Below are 23978 nucleotides of genomic sequence, written 5' to 3'. Positions count from 1 at the left end.
CACGGTGGCTGCGCGACCTGGCGCGCGCAGCCACCGCTGATTCCGGCTGATTTCAGATCTTTCACCTGTTACTCCTAGCACCCCCATGGAAATCTTTGGCATCCCACTTGCGGGCGTTCTGAGCCAGTTGCTGATCGGTCTGGTCAACGGCTCCTTCTACGCCATGCTCAGCCTCGGCCTGGCCGTCATCTTCGGCCTGCTCAACGTCGTCAACTTCGCCCACGGCGCCATGTTCATGCTCGGCGCCATGATCGCCTGGATGGGCGGCCAATACCTGGGCCTGAGCTACTGGGTCATGCTCTTCCTCTCCCCCCTGGTCGTCTTCCTCATCGGCCTGGTCATCGAGAAACTCTTCCTCAAGCACCTCTACAAGCTCGACCACCTCTACGGCCTGCTGCTCACCTTCGGCATCACCCTCGTCGTCGAGGGCCTGCTGCGCACCCAGTACGGCGTCTCCGGCCTGTCCTACAGCCCGCCCGAGCTGCTGCGTGGCTCCACCGACCTCGGCTTCATGGTCCTGCCCAACTACCGCGCATGGGTCGTCTTCGCATCCCTGGCCGTCTGCCTGGGCACCTGGCTCATCATCGAGAAGACCAAGCTCGGCGCCCTGCTGCGCGCCGGCACCGAGAACCCCAAGCTGGTCGAGGCCTTCGGCATCAACGTGCCCCGCATGGTCACCCTCACCTACGGCCTGGGCGTAGCCCTGGCCGCTGTCGCCGGCGTGCTCGCCGCCCCCGTGCTGCAGGTCAGCCCCCTGATGGGCTCCAACCTGATCATCGTCGTCTTTGCCGTCGTCGTCATCGGCGGCATGGGCTCCATCCTCGGCTCCATCCTCACCGGCCTGGCCCTGGGCGTGATCGAGGGCATGACCAAGGTGTTCTATCCCGAGGCGTCCACCACCGTGGTGTTCGTGATCATGGTGCTGGTGCTGATGTTCCGCCCCGCCGGACTGTTCGGCAAAGAGAAGTGACGCTGCAAAGGGATCAATCAAAATGAACAAGACTATCGGTTACGGACTCCTGCTGCTGCTGGCTCTGGCTGCCCCCTATGTGGTGTATCCCGTCTTCATGATGAAGCTGCTGTGCTTCATCCTGTTTGCCTGCGCCTTCAACCTGCTGCTGGGCTACACCGGCCTGCTCTCCTTCGGCCATGCTGCCTTCCTGGGCGGCGCCGGCTACATCACCGGCTGGGTCATGACCCAGGTGATCCCCGACCCCGTCATCGGCATTCTGGCCGGTACCGCCTTTGCCACCGTCATCGGGGTCATCATGGGCTACATCGCCATCCGCCGCCAGGGCATCTACTTCGCCATGATCACGCTGGCGCTGGCGCAGATGTTCTTCTTCATCGCACTGCAGGCCAAGTTCACCGGCGGCGAGGATGGCCTGCAGGGCGTGCCACGCGGCATGATCGCCGGCATTCTCGATCTGGGCAACGACTTCGTCATGTACTACGTGGTGCTGGCCATCGTGGTGGCGTCCTTCATCCTGATCTACCGCACGGTGCATTCGCCCTATGGCCAGATTCTCACCGCCATCAAGGAGAACGAGCCGCGCACCATCTCGCTGGGCTATGACGTGGACCGCTTCAAGCTGCTGGCATTCACGCTGTCGGCGGCGCTGGCCGGGCTGGCCGGGGCCACCAAGACCGTGGTGCTGGGCTTTGCCACGCTGACCGATGTGCACTGGTCGATGTCCGGGCTGGTGATCCTGATGACGCTGATTGGCGGTATGGGCACACTGTTGGGCCCTGTGGTCGGCGCCACCATCGTGGTGATTCTGGAGAACCGTCTGGGCAACATCGGCCACTTCCTGGCCAGCCTGACCGGAGTGAACTGGTTCAACAGCCTCGGTGAGCAGGTCAACCTGGCCATCGGCTTCATCTTCGTGATCTGCGTGATGCTGTTCCGCCGCGGTATCGTCGGCGAGTACATCGCCCTCGTGCAGCGGCTCAAAATGGCCTCCGTGGGCAAGAAGAAGACCTGAACACACCTTCTCCCATCCAATGCCGGCCACAGCGCCGGCATTTTTCATGCTGCTGCCACATGACCGCCAAACACTCCCACGTGTAAATTTTCATGCGGCAGACACACGCATACTTTCTTACGCATGGCATGATAGGCACTTTCGGGCAGGACAAGAGGACCCACAAGGCACCCGCTCCTGCATCGCCCCGTGATCCACCGGCAGACCTGGCACATGACTTCCCACCTCGGAATCCGATCCACCCGGCCTCTTTCGGCTCCTGAAAACACCCCCAACACCGCCCGGCGCATCCTCTGGCGCCTGGCCCTGCCGGCCCTGGCGCTGGCCGCCGGCGGCTCGGCACTGGCCCTCAAGCCACTGAGCATCACGCCACAAGGCGAAGTGAGCAAGGTGCGCCAGTTCGTAGTCACCTTCGACAAGCCTGCCGTCACTGCCGGCAACCCGGATGCGCCCGCCCCGTTCAGCATCAGCTGCTCCAGCGCCAACAAGCAAATCGAGATCCCGCGCTACAACGGTGCCTGGCGCAACCCCTCTTCCTGGGCCGCCGATTTTGACGACTACCTGCCCGCCGACGTGCGCTGCACCGCCAGGAGCAGCCCGAACTTCCGCTCCCCGACGGGTGAAACACTGGAAGCCCGCACTGCCCAGTTCCAGACGGGTGCCCCGTTCGTGCAGAACATCAGTCCCGGCGGCGGCGATATCGACGAGAGCCAGGCGTTCGCGCTGCGCTTCAATGGCGCCGTGGATGCCGCCAGCGTGCAGGCAGCGAGCTCCTGCCAGGTGGAGGGCATTGGCGAAGCCGTGCCTGCCCGCCTGATCAGCGGCGATGACCGCGCCGCCATACTGAAATCGCGCTGGTTTGCCCGGCAGGCCGAGAAGCAGCCGGATCACTACGTGGTGCTGCAATGCAATCGCACCCTGCCACAGAACGCTACTGTCACGCTGACGCTGGGCAACTACCGCAGCCCAGGCGGACTGACCAGCTCCCAGCCGCAGAGCTGGAAGTTCAAGGTACGCCCGCCGTTCGAGGCCACCTTTAGTTGCGAGCGCCCCAACGCGCAAGCGGCCTGCCTGCCGATCCGGCCGGTACAGCTGAATTTCAACGCACCCGTGCCCATGAACTGGGCGAAGCAGGTTGTGCTGCGCAGCGGCAACACTACACTGGAACCGGATTTCAGCCCCGATGAGGCGCGTGCCAGCAGCGTGGAAGAGATCCTTTTCAAGGCCGCCCTGCCCGAACGAAGCACCGCGCAACTGGTCTTGCCTGCAGGCCTCAAGGACGATGCCGGCCGCCCGCTGCAGAACGCCGACAGCTTCCCGCTGACCGTGCGCACCGGCCCGATGCCGCCGCTGGCCAAGTTTGCTGCCGCGCCGTTTGGCGTCGTCGAGCGCTTTGCCGAAGGCCCGGACGGCCCGGCACTGCTGCCCATCACCCTGCGCAAGGTGGAAGCTTCGCCCGCCGTGAAGACCCTGCAGCCCGGTGGCACCGTGCGCACCCTCACACCCGAGAGCGATGCCGAAATCATCCGCTGGTACCAGCTGGTGCGCGACTATGACAGTGAACTGGTGCAGCGCACCCAGGCGCGCAAGGACGGTATCCAGTCCTTGCCACCCGCCCTGCCCAAGCCCCGCGACGACGAGCCCGACACTGGCATTCCCCAGGACATGGTGCAGTCCCGCATGGTCTCGCTGCTGGCTTCTGCTGGTGGTGCCAAGGCCACCGAGCTTCCCAAGCCCGAAGGCGGCGATCCCCGCCCGTTCGAAGTGGTCGGCATTCCGCTGCAACCGGGCTTCCATGTGCTGGAAATCGCTTCGCCCGTGCTCGGCCAGAACCTGCTCGATCCGCGCTTCAAGCAGCGCACCATGTATGTGCGTACCAGTGCACTGGTGACCAATCTGGGCGTGCACTTCAAGCACGGCCGTGCCGGCTCGCTGGCTTGGGTGACACGCCTGGACAATGGCAAGCCCGTGCCCAATGCCAGCGTGGCGGTCAGCGGCTGCAACGGCAAGCTGCTGGCTTCCGGCAAGACCGACGACAAGGGCCTCTGGCGCCATCCGCAGGCCATCGAGGCGCCCAGGTGCGGCGAGTGGGAGCAGGACAGCGCCCTGTTCGTCAGCGCCCGCGCGGCTGACGACAAGGGCAGCACCGATATGGCCTTCGTCTGGAGCGACTGGAACCGCGGCATCGAAAGCTGGCGCTTCGACGTGCCGACCAGCAGCGATCCCAAGCCCGACCTGCGCGCACACAGCGTGCTGGACCGCACCCTGCTGCGCGCCGGCGAAACCGTATCCATGAAACACTACCTGCGCACCGAGACGCTGCGCGGGCTGGCCGCAGCAGGGCAGATGCCGACGCAGTTGCGCATCACCCACGTGGGCAGCGATGAGAGCATCGAATTGCCCCTGGTGTGGCGCACCACCGCTACCGGCGGCCAGACGGCAGAAAGCACCTGGGAAATTCCCAAGGCGGCCAAGCTCGGCTACTACCGCGTGGCGCAGATCGGCAAGGACCGCAAGGGCGAGCCCTATGAGCTGTACAGCAGCGAGTTCCGCGTGGAGGAGTTCCGCCTGCCCACCATGCACGGCAGCATTGCCCCCGTGCAGAAGGAAACGCTGGTCGGCAGCACCGAACTGCCGGTGCAGGTGCAATTGTCCTATTTGAACGGCGGCGCCGCCAGCGGCTTGCCGGTACAGGTTTCCGCCAGCATCAAGCCAGCCTATGCCTGGTTCGATGACTACGGCGGCTTCAGCTTCAACCGAAGCGAACGCTGGACGCGCCAGACCGAGGACGACAGCGAGGACGAGGACGCCCCGGCCAGCAAGGCGCAGCTGCTGGCCGACCGTCTGGCACTCACCCTGGGCAAGGACGGTGCCGGGCAGGTCAGCATCCCCAACATTCCCAAAAAAGGCCAGCCGCAGGACCTGACGCTGGAAGCCAGCTACAGCGACCCCAACGGCGAAATCCAGACCCTGCAAAGCCGCCAGCGTATCTGGCCGGCAGCCGTGGTGGCGGGCATCAAGACCGAAAACTGGGTCTCTGTCGACAAGGAACTGAAATTCCAGGCCATCGCACTCGATGTGCATGGCAAGCCGCTCAAAGGCGTGAAGCTGGCCGTGCGCGGCGTGGCGCACAGCACCGTGACCAGCCGCAAGCGTCTGGTCGGTGGCTTCTACACCTATGACAACCAGGACAGCAGCAAGGAACTCGGCACGCTGTGCAGCGGCAAGAGCGACAACCGCGGCCTGCTGGTCTGCAACGCGCAGGTGAAGGAACCGGGCGAAGTGGAACTGATCGCCAGCGCTACCGACAGCGAAGGCCGCAGCACCGAAGCAAGCACCAGCGTCACCGTCACGCGCCAGGGTGAAATCTGGTTTGGCGGCGAAGACCACGACCGCATGGACGTGCTGCCCGAGAAGCGCGATTACCAGCCCGGCGAGACGGCCCAGCTGCAGGTGCGCATGCCCTTCCGCTACGCCACTGCCCTGCTCAGCGTGGAGCGCGAAGGCATTCTGCACAGCGAAGTGCTGGATCTGAACGGCAAGGATCCGACCATCAAGCTGAAGATCCAACCCGAGTGGGGACCGAACGTATACGTGAGCGTGCTGGCCCTGCGCGGCCGCCTGCGCGATGTGCCGTGGTACAGCTTCTTCACCTGGGGCTACAAGGCCCCGCGTGAATGGTGGCGTGCGTTCTGGCATGACGGCAAGGAATACGTGGCGCCCACGCCGCTGGTCGACCTGAGCAAACCCGCCTTCCGCCTGGGCATGGCCGCGCTGAATGTGGGTGTAGAAGGCCACGCACTGCAGGTGAGTGTGGAGCCCGACAAGGAAGCCTACCAGGTGCGCCAGCAGGCACAGGTGCTGATCAGTGCCAAACTGCCAGATGGCAAGCCAGCCGCCCATGCCGAAGTGGCGGTTGCTGCCGTCGACCAGGCTCTGCTGGAGCTCAAGCCCAACACCACATGGGACCTGCTGCATGCCATGTTCCAGCAACGTGCCTGGGGCGTGGAAACGGCCACGGCGCAGATGGAGATCATCGGACGCCGCCACTATGGCCGCAAGGCCGTGCCGGCCGGCGGTGACGGCGGCAACGGTGCTGCCACACGCGAGCTGCTGGACACCCTGCTGCTCTGGAGCCCGCGCGTGCAACTCGATGCCAACGGCCAGGCACGCATCACCGTGCCGCTGAATGACGCCCTCACCCGCTTCAAGGTGGTGGCGGTGGCTGACAGCGGCCAGGACCTGTTCGGCACTGGCGAAGCCAGCATCCGTACCACGCAGGACCTGCAGATCATCAGCGGCCTGCCGCCGCTGGTGCGCGAAGGCGACCAGTACCGCGCCCAGATCACGCTGCGCAACACGACCAAGAAGGACATGCAGGTCGAAGTGACGCCCAAGGCCACCCTGCTCGACCTGAAGCCGCAGACGGTGTCCATTCCCGCCGGCGGCGCGCACGAGATCGCCTGGGATGTGACGGCGCCGCCGCAACTGGCCACCACCCGCTCGCAGGAGATCATGTGGGAAGTGAGCGCTCGTGACACCGCCGGCAGCAAGGCCGCCGATGCGCTGAAGATGAGCCAGCGCATCATCCCCGCTGTGCCACTGACGGTGCAGCAGGCCATGCTGGTGCAGGTGGATGACAAGAGCATCAGTCTGGCGCCGCCGCCGCAAAGCCTAGCCCTGCCGGATGGCAAGGCCGCCCAGGGCGGCGTGAAGATCGCACTGCAGCCCTCGCTGGCAGAAAGCCTGCCGGGCGTGCGCGACTGGTTTGCCAACTACCCCTATGTCTGTCTGGAGCAGAAGGCCAGCAAGGCGATCGGCCTGCGTGACAACACCATGTGGCAAGGCATCCTGAACGAGCTGCCCACCTATCTGGACGCGGACGGCCTGGCCAGCTACTTCCCCCCGCAGGAGGGCGGCCGCGCACGCGGCAGCGATACGCTGACCGCCCACCTGCTCGCCAGCTCGCATGAGGCTGGCAGCCTGAATCCGCGCTGGCAGCTCTCTGCCGCTGCGCGCGACACCATGCTGACCGGGCTGACGAAATTCGTCGAAGGCCGCATCGAGCGCGACTTCTGGAGCCCGCGTGCCGACCGCGACGTGCGCAAGATCGCTGCCATTGAGGCGCTGGCACGCTACGGCAAGGCGCAGCCGCGCATGCTAACCAGCATCACGCTGGCACCCAACCAGTGGCCCACGCATGCCGTGATCGACTGGCTGAGCATCCTGCAGCGCATGCCCGCCATTCCGGACCGCGATACGCTGCTGGCCGAAGCCAACCAGATCCTGCGTGCACGCCTGAGCTACCAGGGCACCCGCCTGCAGTTCAGCAACGATCAGGACGATTACTGGTGGTGGCTGATGCAGAACGGTGACGTGAACAGCGCCCGCCTGATCCTGGCGGTGGTGAATGACCCTGCGTGGAAGGACGAGTTGCCTCTTCTGGTCAACGGCTTCATCGCCCGCCAGAAGAACGGCGCCTGGCAAACCACCAATGCCAACCTGTGGGGCGGCCTGGCGCTGGAACGCTTTGCCGCCAAGGCGGAAGCTGGCCCGGTAAGCGGCAAGACGCTGCTGCGCATGGGTGGCAGCGAGCAACCCATCGACTGGAGCAAGGTTGCACGCCTGCCGGCCAGTGCCCAGGCCCGCGGCAGCCACTGGTTCGGCGCGCCGGCCACGGAGCGCATGTACACCAACAACACGGCCTTCCTGCCCTGGCAGGGTGCTCCCGGCGCTGCAGCGCAGACGCTGACCCTGCAGCAGCAAGGCAGCGGCAAGCCCTGGGCCACGGTACAGGCCCTGGCGGCAGTGCCGGTCAAAGCACCGCTGTCGGCCGGCTACAGTGTGAAGAAGACAGTCACGCCCATCCAGCAGGCTGTGCCCGGCAAGACCAGCCGTGGCGACATCTGGCGCATCCGCCTGGATATCAACGCCGCTACCGACATGACTTGGGTGGTGGTGAGCGACCCGATTCCGGCCGGCGCCACCGTGCTGGGCAGCGGCCTCGGCCGTGACTCGGCCATCGCCACCGAAGGTGAACGTGAGCGTGGCCGAGGCTGGCTGGCCTTTGTCGAGCGCAGCTTCGAGGCCTACCGCGCCTACTACGAATACCTGCCGCAGGGGGCGACCAGCATCGAATACACGGTCCGCCTGAACAACGTCGGCCAGTTTGCGCAACCGGCCACGCGTGTCGAGGCCCTGTATGCACCCGAGGTGTTTGGCGTAACGCCCAACGCCGCGGTGAAAGTGGAGGCGCGCTGAGTTGTCCGACAGTCTGAACGCTGGGATCCCCGCGCGAGTGCGGCTGCCTCAAGCGGGCCTTGCCTCCCTGGCGCGGCAAACGTGGCAGGGCACACGCCTCCAGCGCGTCGGGTTGGGACTGCTGCTGGCCGGCGGCATGGGGATCCACGCTCCTGACGTCTACGCCCTGCCCAGCTTTGCCCAAGTGCGGCAGGATTTCGTGTCTTCCGAATCGCTGCTGCTGGACCGCAACGGCGAAGTCATCCACCGCCTGCGCACCAACCCGCAGGTGCGGCGCGGGCAGTGGGTGGCACTGCCCGATGTGTCCCCCGCCCTGCGCACCGCCCTGCTGCTGAGCGAGGACAAGCGTTTCTACGAGCACAGCGGCGTGGACTGGCAGGCCGCCGGTGCCGCGGCCTGGGGCAATCTGTGGAACACGCGCACGCGTGGGGCCTCCACCATCACCATGCAGCTGGTCGGCCTCATCGACGATGATCTGAAGCGCGGTCAGGGTGGTCGCACACTGTTGCAGAAGTTTGGCCAGGCAGCGTCGGCCCGCATGCTGGACGGGCGCTGGCGCAAGGATGAAATCCTCGAGGCCTACCTCAATCTGGTGCCCTTCCGTGGCGAAATCGTGGGCATTGATGCACTGAGCCGCACGCTGTTCGGCAAGGCCGCGCACGGTCTGGATGCGCGCGAAGCGGCCATCACGGCGGCACTGGTGCGCGCGCCCAATGCCGGACCTGAAGCAGTCGGACGGCGCGCCTGCGGCGTGCTGGCCATCATGCAGAAAACCCCGCGCAGCGCCGTGCTGTGCGACAGCCTGGGCCTGTACGCAGCGGGCGTGATGCAGCGCAAGGCCTGGTCACCCAGCGACGGGATGGCGCCGCATCTGGCGCGTCGCCTTCTGGCCGGCCAACCTGCCGGTACGCAGCTGCGCAGCACCCTCTCCGCCCCCTTGCAGCGCCTGGCCGTGCAGCAACTGCAGCGCCAGATGCATGAGCTGGCAGGCCGCAACGTGCAGGACGGCGCCGTGCTGGTACTGGACAACGCCAGCGGCGAGGTGCTGGCCTGGGTCGGTGCCTCGGTACGTACCAGCCACAGCCCCGAGGTGGACGCCGTGCTGGCGCCACGCCAGCCGGGCTCCACCCTCAAGCCGCTGCTGTATGCGCAGGCCATTGCCGAGCGTCGCCTCACCGCTGCCTCGCTGCTGCACGATTCGCCTGCCGCCATACCGACGCAGAGCGGACTTTACATCCCGCAGAACTACGACCGGCATTTCAAGGGCTGGGCCTCGGTGCGCTCCTCGCTGGGCAACTCGCTCAACGTGCCGGCCGTACGCACCATCGGCATGGTGGGTGTCAACCCGTTTGCGCGCCAGCTGCGCCAGTTCGGCATCGCGCTGCCACGCACCGGGGACTACTACGGCTACAGCCTCGCGCTGGGCAGCCCCGAGATGAACCTGCTGCAGCTCACCAACGCCTACCGTGCGCTCGCAAATCGCGGGCGCTGGAGCGAGGTGCAAACGCGGCTGACTGCGAAAGAAGCCCCCGGCACCAACCGGGTGGGCGGCGCCCGCACCGCCTCTGGCACCCGCCAGGCCATCGACGGCCGCGCTGCCTTCATCATTGGCCAGATACTCTCCGACAACAACGCCCGCCTGGTCACCTTCGGCCCCAATAGCCTGCTGCACACCCGTTTCTGGACTGCCGTCAAGACCGGCACCAGCAAGGACATGCGCGACAACTGGGTCGTGGGCTGGAGCGAACGCTATACGATCGGCGTCTGGGTCGGTAATGCCCGCGGCGATGCCATGTGGGATGTCAGCGGCACCAGCGGCGCCACGCCGATCTGGGCAGCCTTGATGCAGCATCTGCATGCCGGCACGCCCAGCCGCTCACCAACACCACCTCCGGGCGTGGTGAGCCGCAGCGTGCGCTTCGACATTCCGGCCAGCGCCGGCGCTTCGCTGCAGGAACCTCCACGCACCGAGTGGTTCATCACCGGCACCGAACAGGCCGTATTTGCCGTCGCACCTTCGTCCGAACGCAGCGCCGGTGCAACCATGGCCGGCATCGACAGCCCGACCGACGGGACCATCCTGGCGATCGACCCCGATATTCCGCCGGATCGCCAGCGCCTGATGCTGCGCACCCGACTGCCCAGCGCGCAATGGTGGATCGGCGGCAAGCGCGTCGGCCAGGGGAGTGCCGTCGGCTGGCTGCCCTGGCCCGGCCGCCACAGTGTGGAGCTCCGCCAGGGGGATGGCAAGGTGCTGGACCGGGTGCAAATCGAGGTGCGTGGTGCCGGTGTACGCACTGGTGCTGCCAGGGGAAGCGGGCGTCCATGACGGCCTTCTCGAGCTCCCACAGCACCTGAGCCAAGCATCCTCAAAGCGCGAATCCAGACTCGGCGGTAGCCCTGGCCCTAGCCCCAGCGGCAGTTCCAGTTCCAGTTCCAGTTCCAGTTCCAGTTCCAGTTCCAGTTCCAGTTCCAGTTCCAGGTCCAGTTCCAGGTCCAGTTCCAGTTGCAGTTGCAGTTGTAGTCGTAGCTGTAGCTGTAGCTTTAGCCGTGGCCGTGGTCACCATGCGCCCCTTTGCCCCCGTCGCAACTAAACGAAAGCCTCGCAACTACGCCGCAGCCCCTCAAAATTTCCTCAAGCGTTCCCTGCGGATTTCATCCAAAAGTTCCCCCTTTTCAGCTGCATCCGCACTACCATGACAGGCCTTGTGCCGCACTGACTGATGTGCGACCATTTCTGCTAAACAATAAGCATGCCCGCTGTGCCGGAGCCTGCAAAGAGGAGATCATCCATGTCCGTCATTACCTGCATTGAAGACCTGCGCGTGCTGGCCGAGAAGCGCGTGCCGCGCATGTTCTACGACTACGCCGACGCCGGCTCCTGGACCGAATCCACCTACCGCGCCAACGAGGCGGATTTCCAGGGCATCAAGTTCCGCCAGCGCGTGGCCGTGAACATGGACAACCGGAGCACCGCCACCACCATGCTGGGCGAGCGCGTTGCCATGCCGGTGGCCATCGCCCCCACGGGACTGACCGGCATGCAGCACGCTGACGGCGAGATGCTGGCCGCACGCGCCGCCAAGCAGTTCGGCATTCCCTTCACCCTGTCCACCATGAGCATCTGCTCCATCGAGGACGTGAGCGAAGCCACAGGCGGCCATCCGTTCTGGTTCCAGCTCTACGTGATGAAGGACAAGGACTTCATGCGCAACCTGATCGACCGCGCCAAGGCCGCCAACTGCTCGGCGCTGGTGGTGACGCTCGACCTGCAGGTGCTGGGCCAGCGCCACAAGGACCTGAAAAACGGCCTGTCCACCCCGCCCAAGCCCACCATCGCCAACCTGATCAACCTGGCCACCAAGCCACGCTGGTGTCTGGGCATGCTGGGCACATCGCGCCGCACCTTCCGCAACATCGTTGGCCACGCCAAAAGCGTGAGCGACATGTCTTCGCTGGCCTCCTGGACGGCCGAACAGTTCGATCCGGCGCTGAGCTGGGCCGATATCGAGGAGATCAAGAAGCTGTGGGGCGGAAAAATCATCCTGAAAGGGATCATGGACAAGGAAGATGCGCGCCTTGCTGTTGAAAGTGGTGCAGATGCCATCGTGGTCAGCAACCACGGCGGCCGCCAGCTCGACGGCGCGCCCAGCTCCATCACCGCGCTGCCGGCGATTGTCGATGCGGTGGGCAATGACATCGAGGTGCACATGGACGGCGGCATCCGCAGCGGGCAGGACGTGCTCAAGGCCTGGGCCCTGGGCGCCCGCAGCGCCTGGATCGGCCGCGCCTTTCTGTACGGGCTGGGCGCCATGGGCGAAGCCGGTGTGACCAAGGCGCTCAAGATCATCCACAACGAGCTGGACGTGAGTATGGCCTTCTGCGGGCATACCGACATCAACAAGGTGGACCGCGGCATCCTGCTGCCGGGAACGTATCCGGTCGCCTGATACCTGCGTCGCGGCGCAACGACGAAGCCTGAAGCCTGAAGCCTGAAGCCTGAAGCCTGAAGCCTGAAGCCTGAAGCCTGAAGCCTGAAGCCTGAAGCCTGATGCCTGATGCCTGAAACCTCAAGCAGTCAGGCAGTCAGTCAGGCAGGCAGCCTTGCAGAACCCCCCTGTTTCTGCAGTGCGACGTCCAAGCCATTTCGCCGCTGCCCCTGCCGCAACTCCTTGCATCGCGTAGACCTGCCCACATGTCACAAGCGCACACGATTTGCCCCAGCTCACGCTCTGCGGGCGGGGCGGCGAATCGGGCACAATAGGGTGTTGCCTGACTGTCCACGCTCCGAGGTGCGTTGGTCAGTCAGACGTTTCATGTAGTCCTTTTCGTGGATCCAAGCACATGACCCTGACTTTCACGCGCGCTGCCAGCCTGACCCTGGCCATTTCCGCCCTGTCGCTGGCGGCCTGCACCAACATCAACCTGCCTCCGAGCACCGACAACAACGTGCCGGTGGTCGATGCCAGCATCCGTCCCGACGCTGCAGCCACCCCGGGCGCAAGCGCCAGCGCTGTCGCCAGTTCTGATGTATACGGCCAGCCCCTGGCCGGCGCGCCGCTGAATGGCCTGCATCTGCAGGCGGGCACCTTCTCCGCCCAAGCCAACGCCGACCGTGCAGCCGACAACATCCGCACCAAGGTACCGAGTCTGGCCGGCAAGGTGTTCGTGGCACCGCGTGGCGTCAACTTCCGCGTGCTGATCGGCCCCTTCGCCAATGACCAGGAGCGCGCCGCCGCCGCCGGCACCATCCGCACCGGCACGGGCAGCGAGGTGGTCAACGCCGCTCCCTGATTCCGGCCCCTCCCCTTGCACAGCCACGTGCCCGCGTCCAGCGGCCGTGGCTGTCTTCTTTTCACGCATGAGTACGCCGCCCCTGCCCCGCCGCATCGCCCACCTCGATATGGATGCCTTTTTCGCGTCCGTCGAGCTGCTGCGCTATCCGCAGCTCAAGGGGCTGCCGGTGGTGATTGGCGGCAGCCCGAGCCGCAACGATCTGGCGTTGCGTAAGCAGTACGGCGAGCGCTACGCCGAGATTCCGGTCGAGGCGTTCGACCGGCTCAGCGACTACACCGGCCGCGGTGTGATCACCACCGCCACTTACCCGGCGCGCACCTTTGGCGTGGGCTCGGCCATGGGCATGATGAAGGCGGCGCGGCTGTGTCCGCAGGCGATTCTGCTGCCGGTGAACTTCGACCGTTATCGCCACTATTCGCGCCTGTTCAAGTCCGTCATCACCAGCATCGCGCCGGTGATGGAAAACCGCGGGGTGGATGAGGTGTACATCGACTTCACCGAAGTCCCCGGCGGCCAGGAAGATGGTGGCCGGGTATTGGCCCAGCGCATCCAGCAGGCGATCTTCGACGCCACGCAACTCACCTGTTCGGTGGGCGTGGCACCCAACAAGCTGCTGGCCAAGATGGCAAGCGAATTCAACAAGCCTAATGGCATCAGCATCGTGCAACCGGAAGATCTGGAGACCCTGATCTGGCCGCTGTCCTGCCGCAAGATCAACGGCATCGGGCCAAAATCTGGCGCGAAGCTGGAGCGGCTTGAAATCCGCACGATCGGCGAACTGGCCGCGCGGGATCGCTTCTGGCTGATGGAACAGTTCGGCAAATCCTATGGCAGCTGGCTGCACGAAGCGGCCTGGGGCCGGGACGACCGCCCGGTGGAAACGCACAGCGAACCCGTGAGCATGAGCCGAGAAACCACCTTCGAGCGCGACCTGCATGCCGTGCATGACAAGGCCGAGTTGGGGCAGATTTTCACCTGGCTGTGCCAGCAGGTGGCGGCCGACCTGAAGCGCAAGGGCTATATGGGGCGCACCATCGGCATCAAGCTGCGCTATCCGGATTTCCGTATTGCCACGCGGGATCACAGCATCAACCACTACACGGCGGATCCGCGCGAGATTCGTCATGCGGCCGGACAGTGTCTCAAGCGGGTGGACCTGACTCGGCCCTTCCGCCTGCTGGGGGTGCGTGTGGGTAATCTGCTGCCCAATGACGAGGCACTGCACCATAACGAGACACAGGTGCTGTCACACGACGACGCGACTTTGCCGCTTTTCTGAGCTTGCCACGGCCTGCAGCACCTCGTTCTAGTTCCGCTCCGCACCTTGGGGTGGGCTGGTTCGGGGTCGGGGGGCACTTCGGTTCTCAGCGTCTCCGGGCTTGGTTCATGCTCGCTTCGCTCACGAAATCGCCAAACCCGGAGACGCTGAGAGCCGAAGCAATGTGCCGCCCGCCTCGAATGACAGAGAGAGGGGTGCTCCTCTGCCGAAGCGAGAGTGCGCGCACCACCACCGCAGCTTTGGCTCGGGCCGGAAACGGATCGGCGATTTCGTGAGCGTAGCGAGCATGAGCCGGTCCGTTTCCGGCCCGAGCCAAAACGGCACCGAAGCCGACGCAAACGAACATCACCAACTCACACCTCGCGGCTGCAGTGTTCCACAGTCGCACCACGACAACAGGAATTTCCCTACTTCGATCAGTAATGATATTGATTCGCATTCTTTTATGTATACTGGCACCCACGCGGCTCGGAGCCGTGACGACCAACCAGGAGTTTTTCCGCATCATGTCCCAGCGTTTTCTGAACCGCAAAACCTTCACCCTTGGCTCTATTGGTGCTGCAGCCCTCGCAGCTACTCTGGCTGCACCGTCCGTGCTGGCCCAACAGAAGGTCCTCAACATTTACTCCGCCCGCCACTACCAGACCGATCAGGCCCTGTACGACGCTTTCGCCAAGGCCAACAACGTCAAGATCAATCGCGTGGACACCGATGATGCCGGCGTGCTGCAGCGCCTGAAGGCCGAAGGCAGCGCCTCCCCTGCGGACGTGGTGCTGCTGGTGGATGCTTCCCGCCTGGCCAAGGCCGATGCCGACGGCCTGTTCGCCCCGATCAAGTCGCCCGTACTGGAAAAGGCCATCCCCGCCCAGTACCGTGACGCCAGCACCGCCAACGGCACCACCTGGTACGGCTTCTCCACCCGTGCCCGCGTTATCGTCTACAACAAGGCCAAGGTCAAGCCCGCCGATGTGGACAGCTACGAAAAGCTGGCTTCCGCCGCCAACAAGGGCAAGGTCTGCACCCGCAGCGGTTCGCACCCCTACAACCTGAGCCTGTTCAGCACCATGGTCGAACACATCGGTGCGGACAAGACGCAGGCCGTGCTGCAGGGCATGGTGGGCAATATGGCACGCGCGCCCAAGGGCGGTGACACCGACCAGATCAAGGCCGTGGCCAGCGGTGAATGCGGCGTGGCCCTGACCAACTCCTACTACCTAGCGCGCATGATGCGCTCCAGCAATCCGGCGGACCGCGCCGTGGTCGAAAAAGTGGGCGTGGTGTTCCCCAACCAGTCCAGCTGGGGCACGCATATGAACATCGCCGGCGGTGCCGTTGCCAAGCACTCCAAAAACAAGGATCTGGCCCAGAAATTCCTGGAGTATCTGGCCAGCCCGCAAGCCCAGCGCTACTTTGCCGATGGCAACAACGAATGGCCGGTAGCGAATGGCGTGCAGATCGACAACGCCGCGCTGAAGGCCATGACCGGTGGCAAGGCCTTCAAATCCGAGACCATTCCGGTTTCCGTGGTGGGCAAGAATCAGGTGAAGGTGCAGCAGATGCTGGACCGCGTCGGCTACAAGTAATCGAGCTGCCGACAAAGCCCGGGCGCAACAACCCGGGCCTGACGATGTGTTCCTTTGACGCCGCTTGCGGCGTCTTTTTTCATCTATGCAAACCTGAGCACGAGCTCAGAGTGTGCCGAACTGCCCTGCTTCCAGATCCAGCCGCGTCTGCGCCAGCTCCTCGGGCGAGTTCAGCACCAGGCCATCCTCTCCGGTCACGGCTTCTTCCAGCGGCTCGGCACTGACCAGAATCAGGCGCGTGTCTTCCCACGCCGTCAGCAGCACTTCATCGCCCACGCGATCAATCACGACCAGCTGGCGCTCGGTAATCGGATGCGGCCAGTAGTTGGCCTCGAGCCGGCCATCCAGCACCAGTGCCACGGCATACCAGCTCATAGGCAGGTTCAGGTTGGCGCTGTGGCCCTTGCGCAGGTCGATGCTCCACAGCTGCAGCGGGCCAACGGTTTCGGCCGGGCCGAGCTTGCCCTCATATTCGCCGGCAATCACGCGCAAGGTGCCGGCGCCTTCGGGCAGGGTCACCTCGGGAATGGCTGCGCTTTCCAGATGCTGGTTGTGCGGCGGTGTCATCTTGTACTGGGCGGGCAGGTTGACCAGCACATGGGTCAGTTCCACCGGCTCGCCGCCCTGCACTATTTCCTGGCGTATCAGGCCGCTGCCGGCGGTCAGCCATTGGACATCGCCCTTCTGCAGCGTCACCTGATGGCCGGCAGAGTCGCGCGCCTGCACGCTGCCGCGCGTTAGCAGGGTCACGATCTCGCAGCCGCGCAGCGCCTGAGCTTCAGTGGCACCACCAGCCGTCGAAGGCTGTGCCGGAGACACATGGTCCAGCTGCACGACGGGATTGATCTGTCGTCCCAGCCCCTGGCTGCCAAAGAACACATGACCCGCATAGGCATTGCCGTACTGGCGCGCTGCAGGGGCCATGCTGACCCCGATGACTTTCTTTTTCATGAACTTCCCGTGTTGTTGACTACATGTGTTCGTGCATGGCGTGCGAGCGGTCGCTCGACAGGCTCTTCAGAATGGACGGCGTGACGCCCTCGAAGGACAGCACCTTGCCACCGCGACGGCCGGCAAATTCCTGCGCAGCCTCTCGTGTGGGAAATGCCGGCAGATCGCCCATGCGCATGGGGCCGAGCGCATCCGAGCCGTGCACGTACCAGGCCTTGTCGTGTGGCAGCCACTGGCCGGTACGGCCATACGTGACCCAGGCCGAGAGAATATCCGCACGCGTGTAGCCGGGGCTGAAGCCCGGTACATTGTTCAGGAACTGCATCAGATCGATGGGTGAATCGAAATAATGCACACCGCCATCGCGGTAGATGACCTGCGCCGCCCAGGCGGGCGAACGCTCCGGATACATGCCGCACACCGGGCAGCGCGCATCCTTGGGAATGGCACGCGGTGCCTCCATCGGCAGCCCGCTGGCCGCATCATAGGGGTACGGCGGCGCCACCACGCAGACGTGCAGCAAGTCCTCCTCCTGCTCCCCCGCCAGCAGGGGCATCCAGTAATTGCGCGACAGACCGGCAGCGCCTGCGCCCGCAACCAGCGCGGCTCCGCCCCACCACAGCCAGCGGCGGCGCGTCAGGCGCTGGTAGCCGGAGGAATCAGGAGGAAGTGAGGCTGACATGGCGCTCTCCACAAGCTGGTGCGTGCAAGCCGGCGCTTACATGCGGTCGTCGGTATTGGCACCGCCGCGCAAATCGACCATCTCAGGCTTGATGTCGGCCATGCGCACGATGGTGCCGCCATACTCCTGCACGAACTTCTTCGCGTCCTCTTCCTTGGAGAAGCTGGCAAAGGTCGGACCCATGGAGCCCTTGCGCTTGCTGCCATGCACGAAGATGGCGGTGCGCGCGTCGATCCAGGCGCCCTTGGGGTTGTCCCAGTCGGTCTGGCCCATGTCCTGCACAAAAGCCGCATCCACCTTGCGCACCACCTCGGGGATGATGAGCGTGTTGAGCAACTCCATGGTGTCGCAGAAGAAGGCAGGTTCCTTGGAGTCGGCAAAGTGGATCTGGCCTTTGGGGCCGGGATAGTCCACCAGCAGCATGCCGTCCAGCTCGCAGGAAGTGCCCTGCGTGATCTCGGCCGGCTGGATGGCGCCGCTCTTGCCTTCACCCTCTTTCGAGCCGCAGGCGGCCAGCGGTGCAATGCTGGCCAGCGCCATCAAGCCCAGGAACAGGCGACGCTCGGAGCAGCGCTCGTCATGGTCGACACGGGGTTCGCTGCAGCAGCGGCACAGGTAGTTTTTCTTGCTCATGGCTTGAATCTCCAGTTGGCCAGTGCCAGCGGCACGGCAATCCACACCAGCATGGCGCCGGTCAATACCCAGATGTTCGACAACACCGGGGGCACCACACTCATCAGGCCGTAGGCGCTACGGATGTCTTCGGTACTGAATACGTTCATGATGCGGAAAATATCCGTGGGATTCATTAACAGCAGATAAGGAAATGCATCTCCGCCGTAATGTCCGCTGGTGGCAACCAGCACGCCCAGCAGCACCAGATCGAACACCAGCACGAACAGGAACCACAGGATGACGGCGCCGCCGGAGGCGCGCGTGCGGTCACGCGCGATCACCGACATCAGCACGGCCATGCTGAGGAAGGCCAGCCCCATCAGGAGCGAACTGCCAACAAAGCCACCATAGTGGAACAGCGCCCGCGTGCCGAATTGCAGGGTGAGCACCCCGCCCACCAGCGCCAGCCCCACCAGCATGGCCAGCGAAAGCGCCAGCGCCAGGCCCAGGTACTTGCCGATCAGCAATTCACCGCGTGTGATGGGCAGCGCCAGCAGCAGATCGAGCGAGCCGCGTTCGCGTTCGCCCACGATGGCGTCGAAACCGAGCAGCAGCGCGATCAGCGGCACCAGATAGATCACCAGGCTCACCAGACTGGTGATGGTGAACTCGATGGAGCGGATGCCCACCGTGCCCTGCTGCGCACCACCGGCGTAGGCAATGACGATGGAGAACACGGCAAACACGAGGGCAACAGCGAGCACCCAGCGGTTGCGCAGGCGGTCTCGGAATTCCTTGGACGCAATGGTGGCAATCTGTCGCAGTTCCATCATGCCTCCCTGCCGGTTGCGGCAGTCTGGCGGACAGGCGCCTGCGACTTGCCAAAGAACATGTCTTCAAGCGAAGGCTCACTCACCTGGATGTCCTGCACCGCACCGTTCCAGGCCATGACCTGCTGCAGCAGCGGCAGTTTGCTGGCACGCGGAACGCTGAACTGCAGGCCATTGACCTGACGTTCCACCGGCAGCGCAGCCAGTTGCGGAGGCAGGCTGGCGAGCAGCGCATCGCGCTGGGCGGGCGCCATCTGCGGAGACAGCTGCAACTGGACAATGATGGGCAGATCGTGCATGTCGCGCAGCGCTTCGACACTGCCGAGCGCCTGCACCTTACCGTTGGTCAGTACGGCCACGCGATCCACGCGGTTCTGCAGTTCGGCCAGGATGTGCGAGGTCAGCACGATGGTCAGGCCCTGGTCGCGCAGTTCGGCCAGCGTATCCCAGAAGAAGTGGATGGCATGGGGATCCAGACCGGTGGTGGGTTCATCCAGGAACAGCACCTGCGGCTTGCCCAGCAGGGCCTGCGCAAATCCGAGGCGCTGGCGCATGCCCTTGGAATAGGCACGCACCGGGCGCTTGCCGGCGTGACCCAGGCCCACGCGTTCCAGCAGCGGCTGGCATTCGGCCTTGTCGATGCGCTTGAGGCGGGCAAAGAAATGCAGGGTTTCCAGTCCGGTCAGGTTGTCCCACAGGGCGACGTTCTCGGGCAGGTAACCGATATGGCGGCGTACGGCCCGTGCGCCGCTGCCGGCGACCGGCGCGCCAGAGATACGGATATCGCCGCTGCTCACGGCCAGCAGGCCGAGCATCATCTTGAACAGCGTACTCTTGCCGGCGCCGTTGTGCCCGATCAGGCCGAACACTTCGCCGCGCACGATGTCCATGGACACGTCATCCACGGCCGTGAAGGCGGCAAAGCGCCGCGTCACGTTGCGCAGGGTAATGACGGGTTCTGCACCGTCGGGCAGCGCCGCATTAGCTCTTGGGGGCATGGGTGATTTTCCTTGTCAGCATATAGCGCCATTTTTCCCAATCGGGAGTAGCCGGCTCCATACGGGGATTCTTTTCTACCACACTGGGCACGCGCAGCACGGGGAACTGTTGCCCCACCATGCGCAGCACTTGCACCGCAGGGCTGGCCAGCAGCAGGCGCACCATGGGATAGCGCCAGCTCAGGCGGTCGACCACGTCGTTGGCTTCGTAGGAGACATCGCCGCGGCCGTCGCTGTCACGATCCCAGCCGCGGTAGTTGCTCCAGTAGTTGCCCAGCTTGCCGCCCCACTCCGTATCGCGGGTGCCGATGTACTTGATCTGTTCCTGGTTGCCGATGAAGTCGTTGCCGTCCACCTCGTTGCGGGCCGAGCCGGACAGATGCACGCCGATCTTGTTGTCGGCCACCACGTTGCCGGTGAGCTTGGTGTATTCCACGTCATAGACGAAGAAGCCACGCCCGTTGCGCATCACCACGTTGTTCTCGACGACCGCGTCCTGCAGCGTGCGCAGCATGATGCCGTGGTCCAGGTTGTCCCAGGCGCGGTTGTTGCGCACCACCTGGTCGCGCACTTCCATCAGCGCCAGGCCGCTGCGGTTGGCCCAGGTATCGTTGTCCTCCCACACGTTGTAGTAGGAGTTCATGTAGTGCGTGCCGTAACGGCTGTGGTGCATGTTGTTCTGCTTGAACTCCGCATGGTGCGATACGTCGATATAGAGCGCATCGCGCACGAAGCTCACCTGGTTGCCGATGATCTTCGCACCCTTGGTGTTGTAGAGCTGAACGCCATTGCCGCGCTGCGCACTGTCGTAGTCGCGCTTGCCGGTGATGTTGTTGTTCAGCACCAGCACGTCATCGGCCTTCTCGATCCACAGGCCGAACAGGTTGTAGTTGAGCCAGCAGTTCTGCACCTTGGCGCGGTGGGCCCCTGGCTGGATGTAGATCCCGGCGTTCTGCTTGAGCAAGCTGCCACCGGAATCGGAGACGATCATGCCTTCGATGACCACATCAGGCGCAGTGACGCGGATAGTGTCGTCCTTGTCGCCACCGCTCACGCGCGGGCGGTTGACGCCACGCAGCGTGATGGTCTTTTCGATGCGCAGGTTCTCTTCGTAACGGCCGCGCTGCACTTCGACCACATCGCCCGGCTGCGCCTTGTCGATGGCAGCCTGGATGCTCTCGCCCGGCTTGACCGGGATGATCGCTGCCTGGGCTGCCGGCAATGCCAGCAGTCCAGCCAGGATGGCGCCCGGCAGGGTCAGCGGGCGGTAGCGGGGGGCACGGTGGGTACTGCTCCGTGCCATGGTCAGCCCATCGTCATCAGGCCTGCGGCCTGGAGCGCCCAGAACAGCGCCGCACCAATCAACAGGTTCTTGAAGCCGACATAGGCCAGCATGTCCATGACATTGGCGCGCCGGTACACGGTGCCCCACCACGGACCATCCTTCACGTAACGCTTGCCTTGCAGACGGATCAGCACTTCAAAGACACTCCATCCAAACCACCAGCCGATCACCATGATAGGCGAGGCACTGCCCTGCGCAGCCAATACCCACACCAGGGAAGCTGCCAGCGCCAGAGCGATGCCAACGGCAGTCAGGATGCGGCTGCCTTTCCAGCTGTCGCGGTTGAAGGGCCACAGGTGGTCGACGATCTCGACCCACAGGCGCTTGATGCCACGGGCTTCGGCCACGGGCGGCACGGCCACATCGGTGGGCAGGCGCGGATCGGGCTTCTTGGCAAGCAGCGCGGCGGCATGCTGCAGCTGGCGGTCATCCTTGATCGGCACGATCGGGATGAAGTAGCCGTTCTTGCCGATGGCGGTGAGCGGCTGGCCTTCGCGTTCGCGCATCTTGCGTTCTTTCGCCAGCGGCGGGCACCCCGACGTGTCGGTGTACAGAATCATGCAGTCCAGGCAGTGCAGGCACTCGCGGTGGTCGATGCGGCCATCGGCATCGATCGCCTGCGCGCCGCAGCCCTTGGCACAGGCCTTGCAGCTGTTGCAGTCGGCCTTGCGCTTGAGGCCGAACCAGCGGAAGGTGCTCGGCATGGCCAGCGAGGCGCCCAGCGGGCACACGTACTTGCAGTACGGGCGCTCGATGAAGATGGAGATGCCGAAGATCACCGCCACAAAGGTCACGTACGGCCAGCTGCGGTTGGTCAGGCCCACCAGGAAGGTGGTCTTGAACGGCTCCACTTCGGAGAGTTTCTCGGCCAGGCCCATGGAGAACAGCGACACCACGACCAGACCGAAGAAGACAGCGTATTTCACCCACTTCAGGCGGTCATGCCAGACCTGCGGCAGCTGGAACTGGAAGCGTTTCAGACCCACGGCGCCGGCCACCTTGTGGATGATCTCCTGGATGGAGCCGAACGGGCAGGTCCAGCCGCAGAACAGGCCGCGACCGAACACGAAGATGGTGATGAAGATGAAGACCCAGAACAGGAAGATGAACGGGTCGCTCAGGAACAGCGTCCACTCCCACTTGAACAGCAGGGAGTGCAGCCAGGTCAGCACCTGGGTGATGGATGGCTGCGCCATCATGATGAAGCCGACCCAGACGATGAAAATCATCCAGAACGAATACTTGAAGGCATTCACCGGCCACTTGTTCTTGTGCGTGGAGCGGCGCGTGAGCGGATCACGCAGGGCATACACCACGGTTACGGCCACCAGCAGCAGCGCAAACAGGCTGATTTCGAGGGCGCGCGATTTCCAGACCTTGAGCCAGCTCGGATCGGGCTTGATGATCTTGGGATGACCGCCTTCCAGGTACTGCGCCGGCATCCAGTAGGCCGTATCGAAGTTGGCAAAGGTACGGGTACCGGTTTCGCGGTCCACCTTGTTGCCCAGGAAGGTGAGCTGCCAAGGATAGGCATCGGAGAACGCCTTGGAGCGCACCATGAAGATGGCGGCTTCCGTGAACGTGGGCGCGCCCTTGGCCGCCACACTGTACAGGTTGAGCGCATCGGTATCGCGGAAGGTGAAGGTGTCGCCGTCCTGGCGCACCTGCACGCGGTCATAGATGCCGCCACGCACAAAGCCGGAGCCCTTGAAGGATTCCTTGCCGGCCGTGCGGATCACGAAGATCGCCGTCTCTTCCGGCTTGAGCTGGCTCATCAGGTTCTGCCAGTTGCTCTTGCCGAGCACGGCTTGGCCCACGATGGGCGAATTGAGCGAACCGAACCACAGCTCGATGAAGGGCTCACCAGTCTTGTCCAGCCCCACCTGCTGCGGCTGCACCACGATGCGGCGCACCGCTTCCTGCTTGACCAGGGTGTTCCAGTCAGGCAGCTGGGCGCCTTCGGCCAGCGGCACGTACTGGGGTTGCGGGCGGATGGTCTGCTCCATGATGCCGACCTGCTTGGCAATCGCCGCGCCCGAGGTCATCAGCACCTGGTTCTGGGCAATCACCGTCACGGTGGCGCCCGAGATGGCATCCACGCCAATCACTTCGCTGTCGGCATGCGAGGAGCCGACCTCGATCTTGTCCTTGACCGACTTGCCGATGTACTGGTTGTTGAAGTTGATCAGCGCCGATTCGGGAATGCCGAGCAGCAGGATGGGCTCGGAGTGCTTGAGCACTTTCACGCCCACGAATTTGCCCTCGTTGTCCATGCCGATCAGCGTCACCACCGGCTTGCCGGAATACGCCGGCGTGTCGGTGATGTCGGTGGAGAGCATCACATAACCGAGTTTGGTCTTGCCGTCCGCGCCGTAGGCCTCGACGTACGGTGGCTGTCCCTTGCGCTCGGAAAACGACGCCGCTCCGGGGAACACATCCTTGCAGGGCAGCAAGGCACACATGTCCTTCGCTGTTGCCAGATCCGCCGGCAGCTCGGCTTCGTACGCCTGCGATCCGCCTGCGCCTGTGCCGCTGTTTGTCGACGCCAATGCAGGTGACGATACCGCCACAGCCAGCCCGACCGCTACGGCCAGCCTGCGCGCAATGCTCAACCAGTTCATGATTACTCCACGCTTGCAAAAAGATCGGGGC

General features: G+C 64.4%; 15 protein-coding genes. 8 read left to right on the top strand and 7 right to left on the bottom strand.

The window, feature by feature from the left end:
• The first annotated feature begins 85 nt into the window (after nucleotides 1-85).
• The 8 genes from BMW28_RS04080 (at nucleotide 86) to BMW28_RS04040 (ending at nucleotide 15905) form a co-directional block, all read left to right on the top strand.
• On the top strand, nucleotides 86-970 hold the full coding sequence (locus tag BMW28_RS04080; protein ID WP_091814156.1) for a branched-chain amino acid ABC transporter permease: 885 nt from the start codon (nucleotides 86-88) through the stop codon (nucleotides 968-970).
• Nucleotides 971-992: 22 nt separating this feature from the next.
• Nucleotides 993-1985 (top strand): branched-chain amino acid ABC transporter permease, encoded by a 993-nt coding sequence (locus tag BMW28_RS04075; protein WP_091814153.1) that lies wholly within the window; start codon nucleotides 993-995, stop codon nucleotides 1983-1985.
• A gap of 213 nt (nucleotides 1986-2198) precedes the next feature.
• Nucleotides 2199-8246: an alpha-2-macroglobulin family protein gene (locus BMW28_RS04070; protein WP_091814151.1), complete on the top strand. Its 6048-nt coding sequence runs from the start codon at nucleotides 2199-2201 to the stop codon at nucleotides 8244-8246.
• A 136-nt stretch (nucleotides 8247-8382) separates the two neighbouring features.
• Nucleotides 8383-10575, top strand: coding sequence for a penicillin-binding protein 1C (gene pbpC / locus BMW28_RS04065; RefSeq protein ID WP_091815470.1), 2193 nt, complete (start codon nucleotides 8383-8385; stop codon nucleotides 10573-10575).
• A 463-nt stretch (nucleotides 10576-11038) separates the two neighbouring features.
• A complete protein-coding gene (locus BMW28_RS04055) occupies nucleotides 11039-12196 on the top strand; it encodes an alpha-hydroxy acid oxidase (protein WP_091814147.1) in 1158 nt (385 codons plus the stop codon).
• 394 nt (nucleotides 12197-12590) lie between these two features.
• The gene (locus BMW28_RS04050) at nucleotides 12591-13040 is read left to right on the top strand and encodes an SPOR domain-containing protein (RefSeq protein WP_091814145.1); all 450 of its coding nucleotides are present in this window, start codon (nucleotides 12591-12593) and stop codon (nucleotides 13038-13040) included.
• A 67-nt stretch (nucleotides 13041-13107) separates the two neighbouring features.
• The gene (dinB, locus tag BMW28_RS04045) at nucleotides 13108-14322 is read left to right on the top strand and encodes a DNA polymerase IV (protein ID WP_091814143.1); all 1215 of its coding nucleotides are present in this window, start codon (nucleotides 13108-13110) and stop codon (nucleotides 14320-14322) included.
• A gap of 506 nt (nucleotides 14323-14828) precedes the next feature.
• Nucleotides 14829-15905 (top strand): extracellular solute-binding protein, encoded by a 1077-nt coding sequence (locus BMW28_RS04040; RefSeq protein ID WP_091815467.1) that lies wholly within the window; start codon nucleotides 14829-14831, stop codon nucleotides 15903-15905.
• A gap of 105 nt (nucleotides 15906-16010) precedes the next feature.
• Here the strand turns inward: BMW28_RS04040 and BMW28_RS04035 are convergent, their stop codons facing one another.
• Genes BMW28_RS04035 through BMW28_RS04005 form a run of 7 tightly spaced genes read right to left on the bottom strand, consistent with a single transcriptional unit; the run spans nucleotide 16011 to nucleotide 23947 of the window.
• Nucleotides 16011-16856, bottom strand: coding sequence for a pirin family protein (locus tag BMW28_RS04035; protein WP_091814141.1), 846 nt, complete (start codon nucleotides 16854-16856; stop codon nucleotides 16011-16013).
• Between the two features lie 19 nt (nucleotides 16857-16875).
• Nucleotides 16876-17538: a nitrous oxide reductase accessory protein NosL gene (locus BMW28_RS04030; protein ID WP_091814140.1), complete on the bottom strand. Its 663-nt coding sequence runs from the start codon at nucleotides 17536-17538 to the stop codon at nucleotides 16876-16878.
• Between the two features lie 36 nt (nucleotides 17539-17574).
• The gene (locus tag BMW28_RS04025) at nucleotides 17575-18171 is read right to left on the bottom strand and encodes a nitrous oxide reductase accessory protein NosL (protein ID WP_091814139.1); all 597 of its coding nucleotides are present in this window, start codon (nucleotides 18169-18171) and stop codon (nucleotides 17575-17577) included.
• Nucleotides 18168-18983 carry an ABC transporter permease gene (locus BMW28_RS04020; protein ID WP_091815466.1) on the bottom strand — a complete coding sequence of 272 codons (816 nt, stop codon included), beginning with the start codon at nucleotides 18981-18983 and terminating at the stop codon, nucleotides 18168-18170. The genes BMW28_RS04025 and BMW28_RS04020 overlap by 4 nt, the downstream gene beginning before the upstream one ends.
• Nucleotides 18983-19981: an ABC transporter ATP-binding protein gene (locus BMW28_RS04015; protein ID WP_091814138.1), complete on the bottom strand. Its 999-nt coding sequence runs from the start codon at nucleotides 19979-19981 to the stop codon at nucleotides 18983-18985. The genes BMW28_RS04020 and BMW28_RS04015 overlap by 1 nt, the downstream gene beginning before the upstream one ends.
• On the bottom strand, nucleotides 19965-21284 hold the full coding sequence (locus BMW28_RS04010; protein ID WP_091814136.1) for a nitrous oxide reductase family maturation protein NosD: 1320 nt from the start codon (nucleotides 21282-21284) through the stop codon (nucleotides 19965-19967). The genes BMW28_RS04015 and BMW28_RS04010 overlap by 17 nt, the downstream gene beginning before the upstream one ends.
• A gap of 2 nt (nucleotides 21285-21286) precedes the next feature.
• The gene (locus BMW28_RS04005; RefSeq protein WP_091814134.1) at nucleotides 21287-23947 is read right to left on the bottom strand and encodes a NosR/NirI family protein; all 2661 of its coding nucleotides are present in this window, start codon (nucleotides 23945-23947) and stop codon (nucleotides 21287-21289) included.
• Between the last annotated feature and the right edge of the window lie 31 nt (nucleotides 23948-23978).

Source organism: Allobrachymonas denitrificans DSM 15123 (genome assembly GCF_900110225.1).
In the GTDB taxonomy this organism is placed as follows: domain Bacteria; phylum Pseudomonadota; class Gammaproteobacteria; order Burkholderiales; family Burkholderiaceae_C; genus Brachymonas; species Brachymonas denitrificans.
This window is presented reverse-complemented; position numbering and strand designations above follow the sequence as displayed.

Excerpts from the sequence above, each read along its gene's own strand:
- BMW28_RS04040 (WP_091815467.1), top strand. The coding sequence starts at position 14,829 with ATGTCCCAGCGTTTTCTGAACCGCAAAACCTTCACCCTTGGCTCTATT.
- BMW28_RS04010 (WP_091814136.1), bottom strand. The coding sequence starts at position 21,284 with ATGGCACGGAGCAGTACCCACCGTGCCCCCCGCTACCGCCCGCTGACC.
- BMW28_RS04020 (WP_091815466.1), bottom strand. The coding sequence starts at position 18,983 with ATGGAACTGCGACAGATTGCCACCATTGCGTCCAAGGAATTCCGAGAC.
- pbpC (WP_091815470.1), top strand. The coding sequence starts at position 8,383 with ATGGGGATCCACGCTCCTGACGTCTACGCCCTGCCCAGCTTTGCCCAA.
- BMW28_RS04050 (WP_091814145.1), top strand. The coding sequence starts at position 12,591 with ATGACCCTGACTTTCACGCGCGCTGCCAGCCTGACCCTGGCCATTTCC.
- BMW28_RS04080 (WP_091814156.1), top strand. The coding sequence starts at position 86 with ATGGAAATCTTTGGCATCCCACTTGCGGGCGTTCTGAGCCAGTTGCTG.
- BMW28_RS04005 (WP_091814134.1), bottom strand. The coding sequence starts at position 23,947 with ATGAACTGGTTGAGCATTGCGCGCAGGCTGGCCGTAGCGGTCGGGCTG.
- BMW28_RS04070 (WP_091814151.1), top strand. The coding sequence starts at position 2,199 with ATGACTTCCCACCTCGGAATCCGATCCACCCGGCCTCTTTCGGCTCCT.
- BMW28_RS04035 (WP_091814141.1), bottom strand. The coding sequence starts at position 16,856 with ATGAAAAAGAAAGTCATCGGGGTCAGCATGGCCCCTGCAGCGCGCCAG.
- BMW28_RS04015 (WP_091814138.1), bottom strand. The coding sequence starts at position 19,981 with ATGCCCCCAAGAGCTAATGCGGCGCTGCCCGACGGTGCAGAACCCGTC.
- BMW28_RS04025 (WP_091814139.1), bottom strand. The coding sequence starts at position 18,171 with ATGAGCAAGAAAAACTACCTGTGCCGCTGCTGCAGCGAACCCCGTGTC.
- BMW28_RS04030 (WP_091814140.1), bottom strand. The coding sequence starts at position 17,538 with ATGTCAGCCTCACTTCCTCCTGATTCCTCCGGCTACCAGCGCCTGACG.
- BMW28_RS04055 (WP_091814147.1), top strand. The coding sequence starts at position 11,039 with ATGTCCGTCATTACCTGCATTGAAGACCTGCGCGTGCTGGCCGAGAAG.
- dinB (WP_091814143.1), top strand. The coding sequence starts at position 13,108 with ATGAGTACGCCGCCCCTGCCCCGCCGCATCGCCCACCTCGATATGGAT.
- BMW28_RS04075 (WP_091814153.1), top strand. The coding sequence starts at position 993 with ATGAACAAGACTATCGGTTACGGACTCCTGCTGCTGCTGGCTCTGGCT.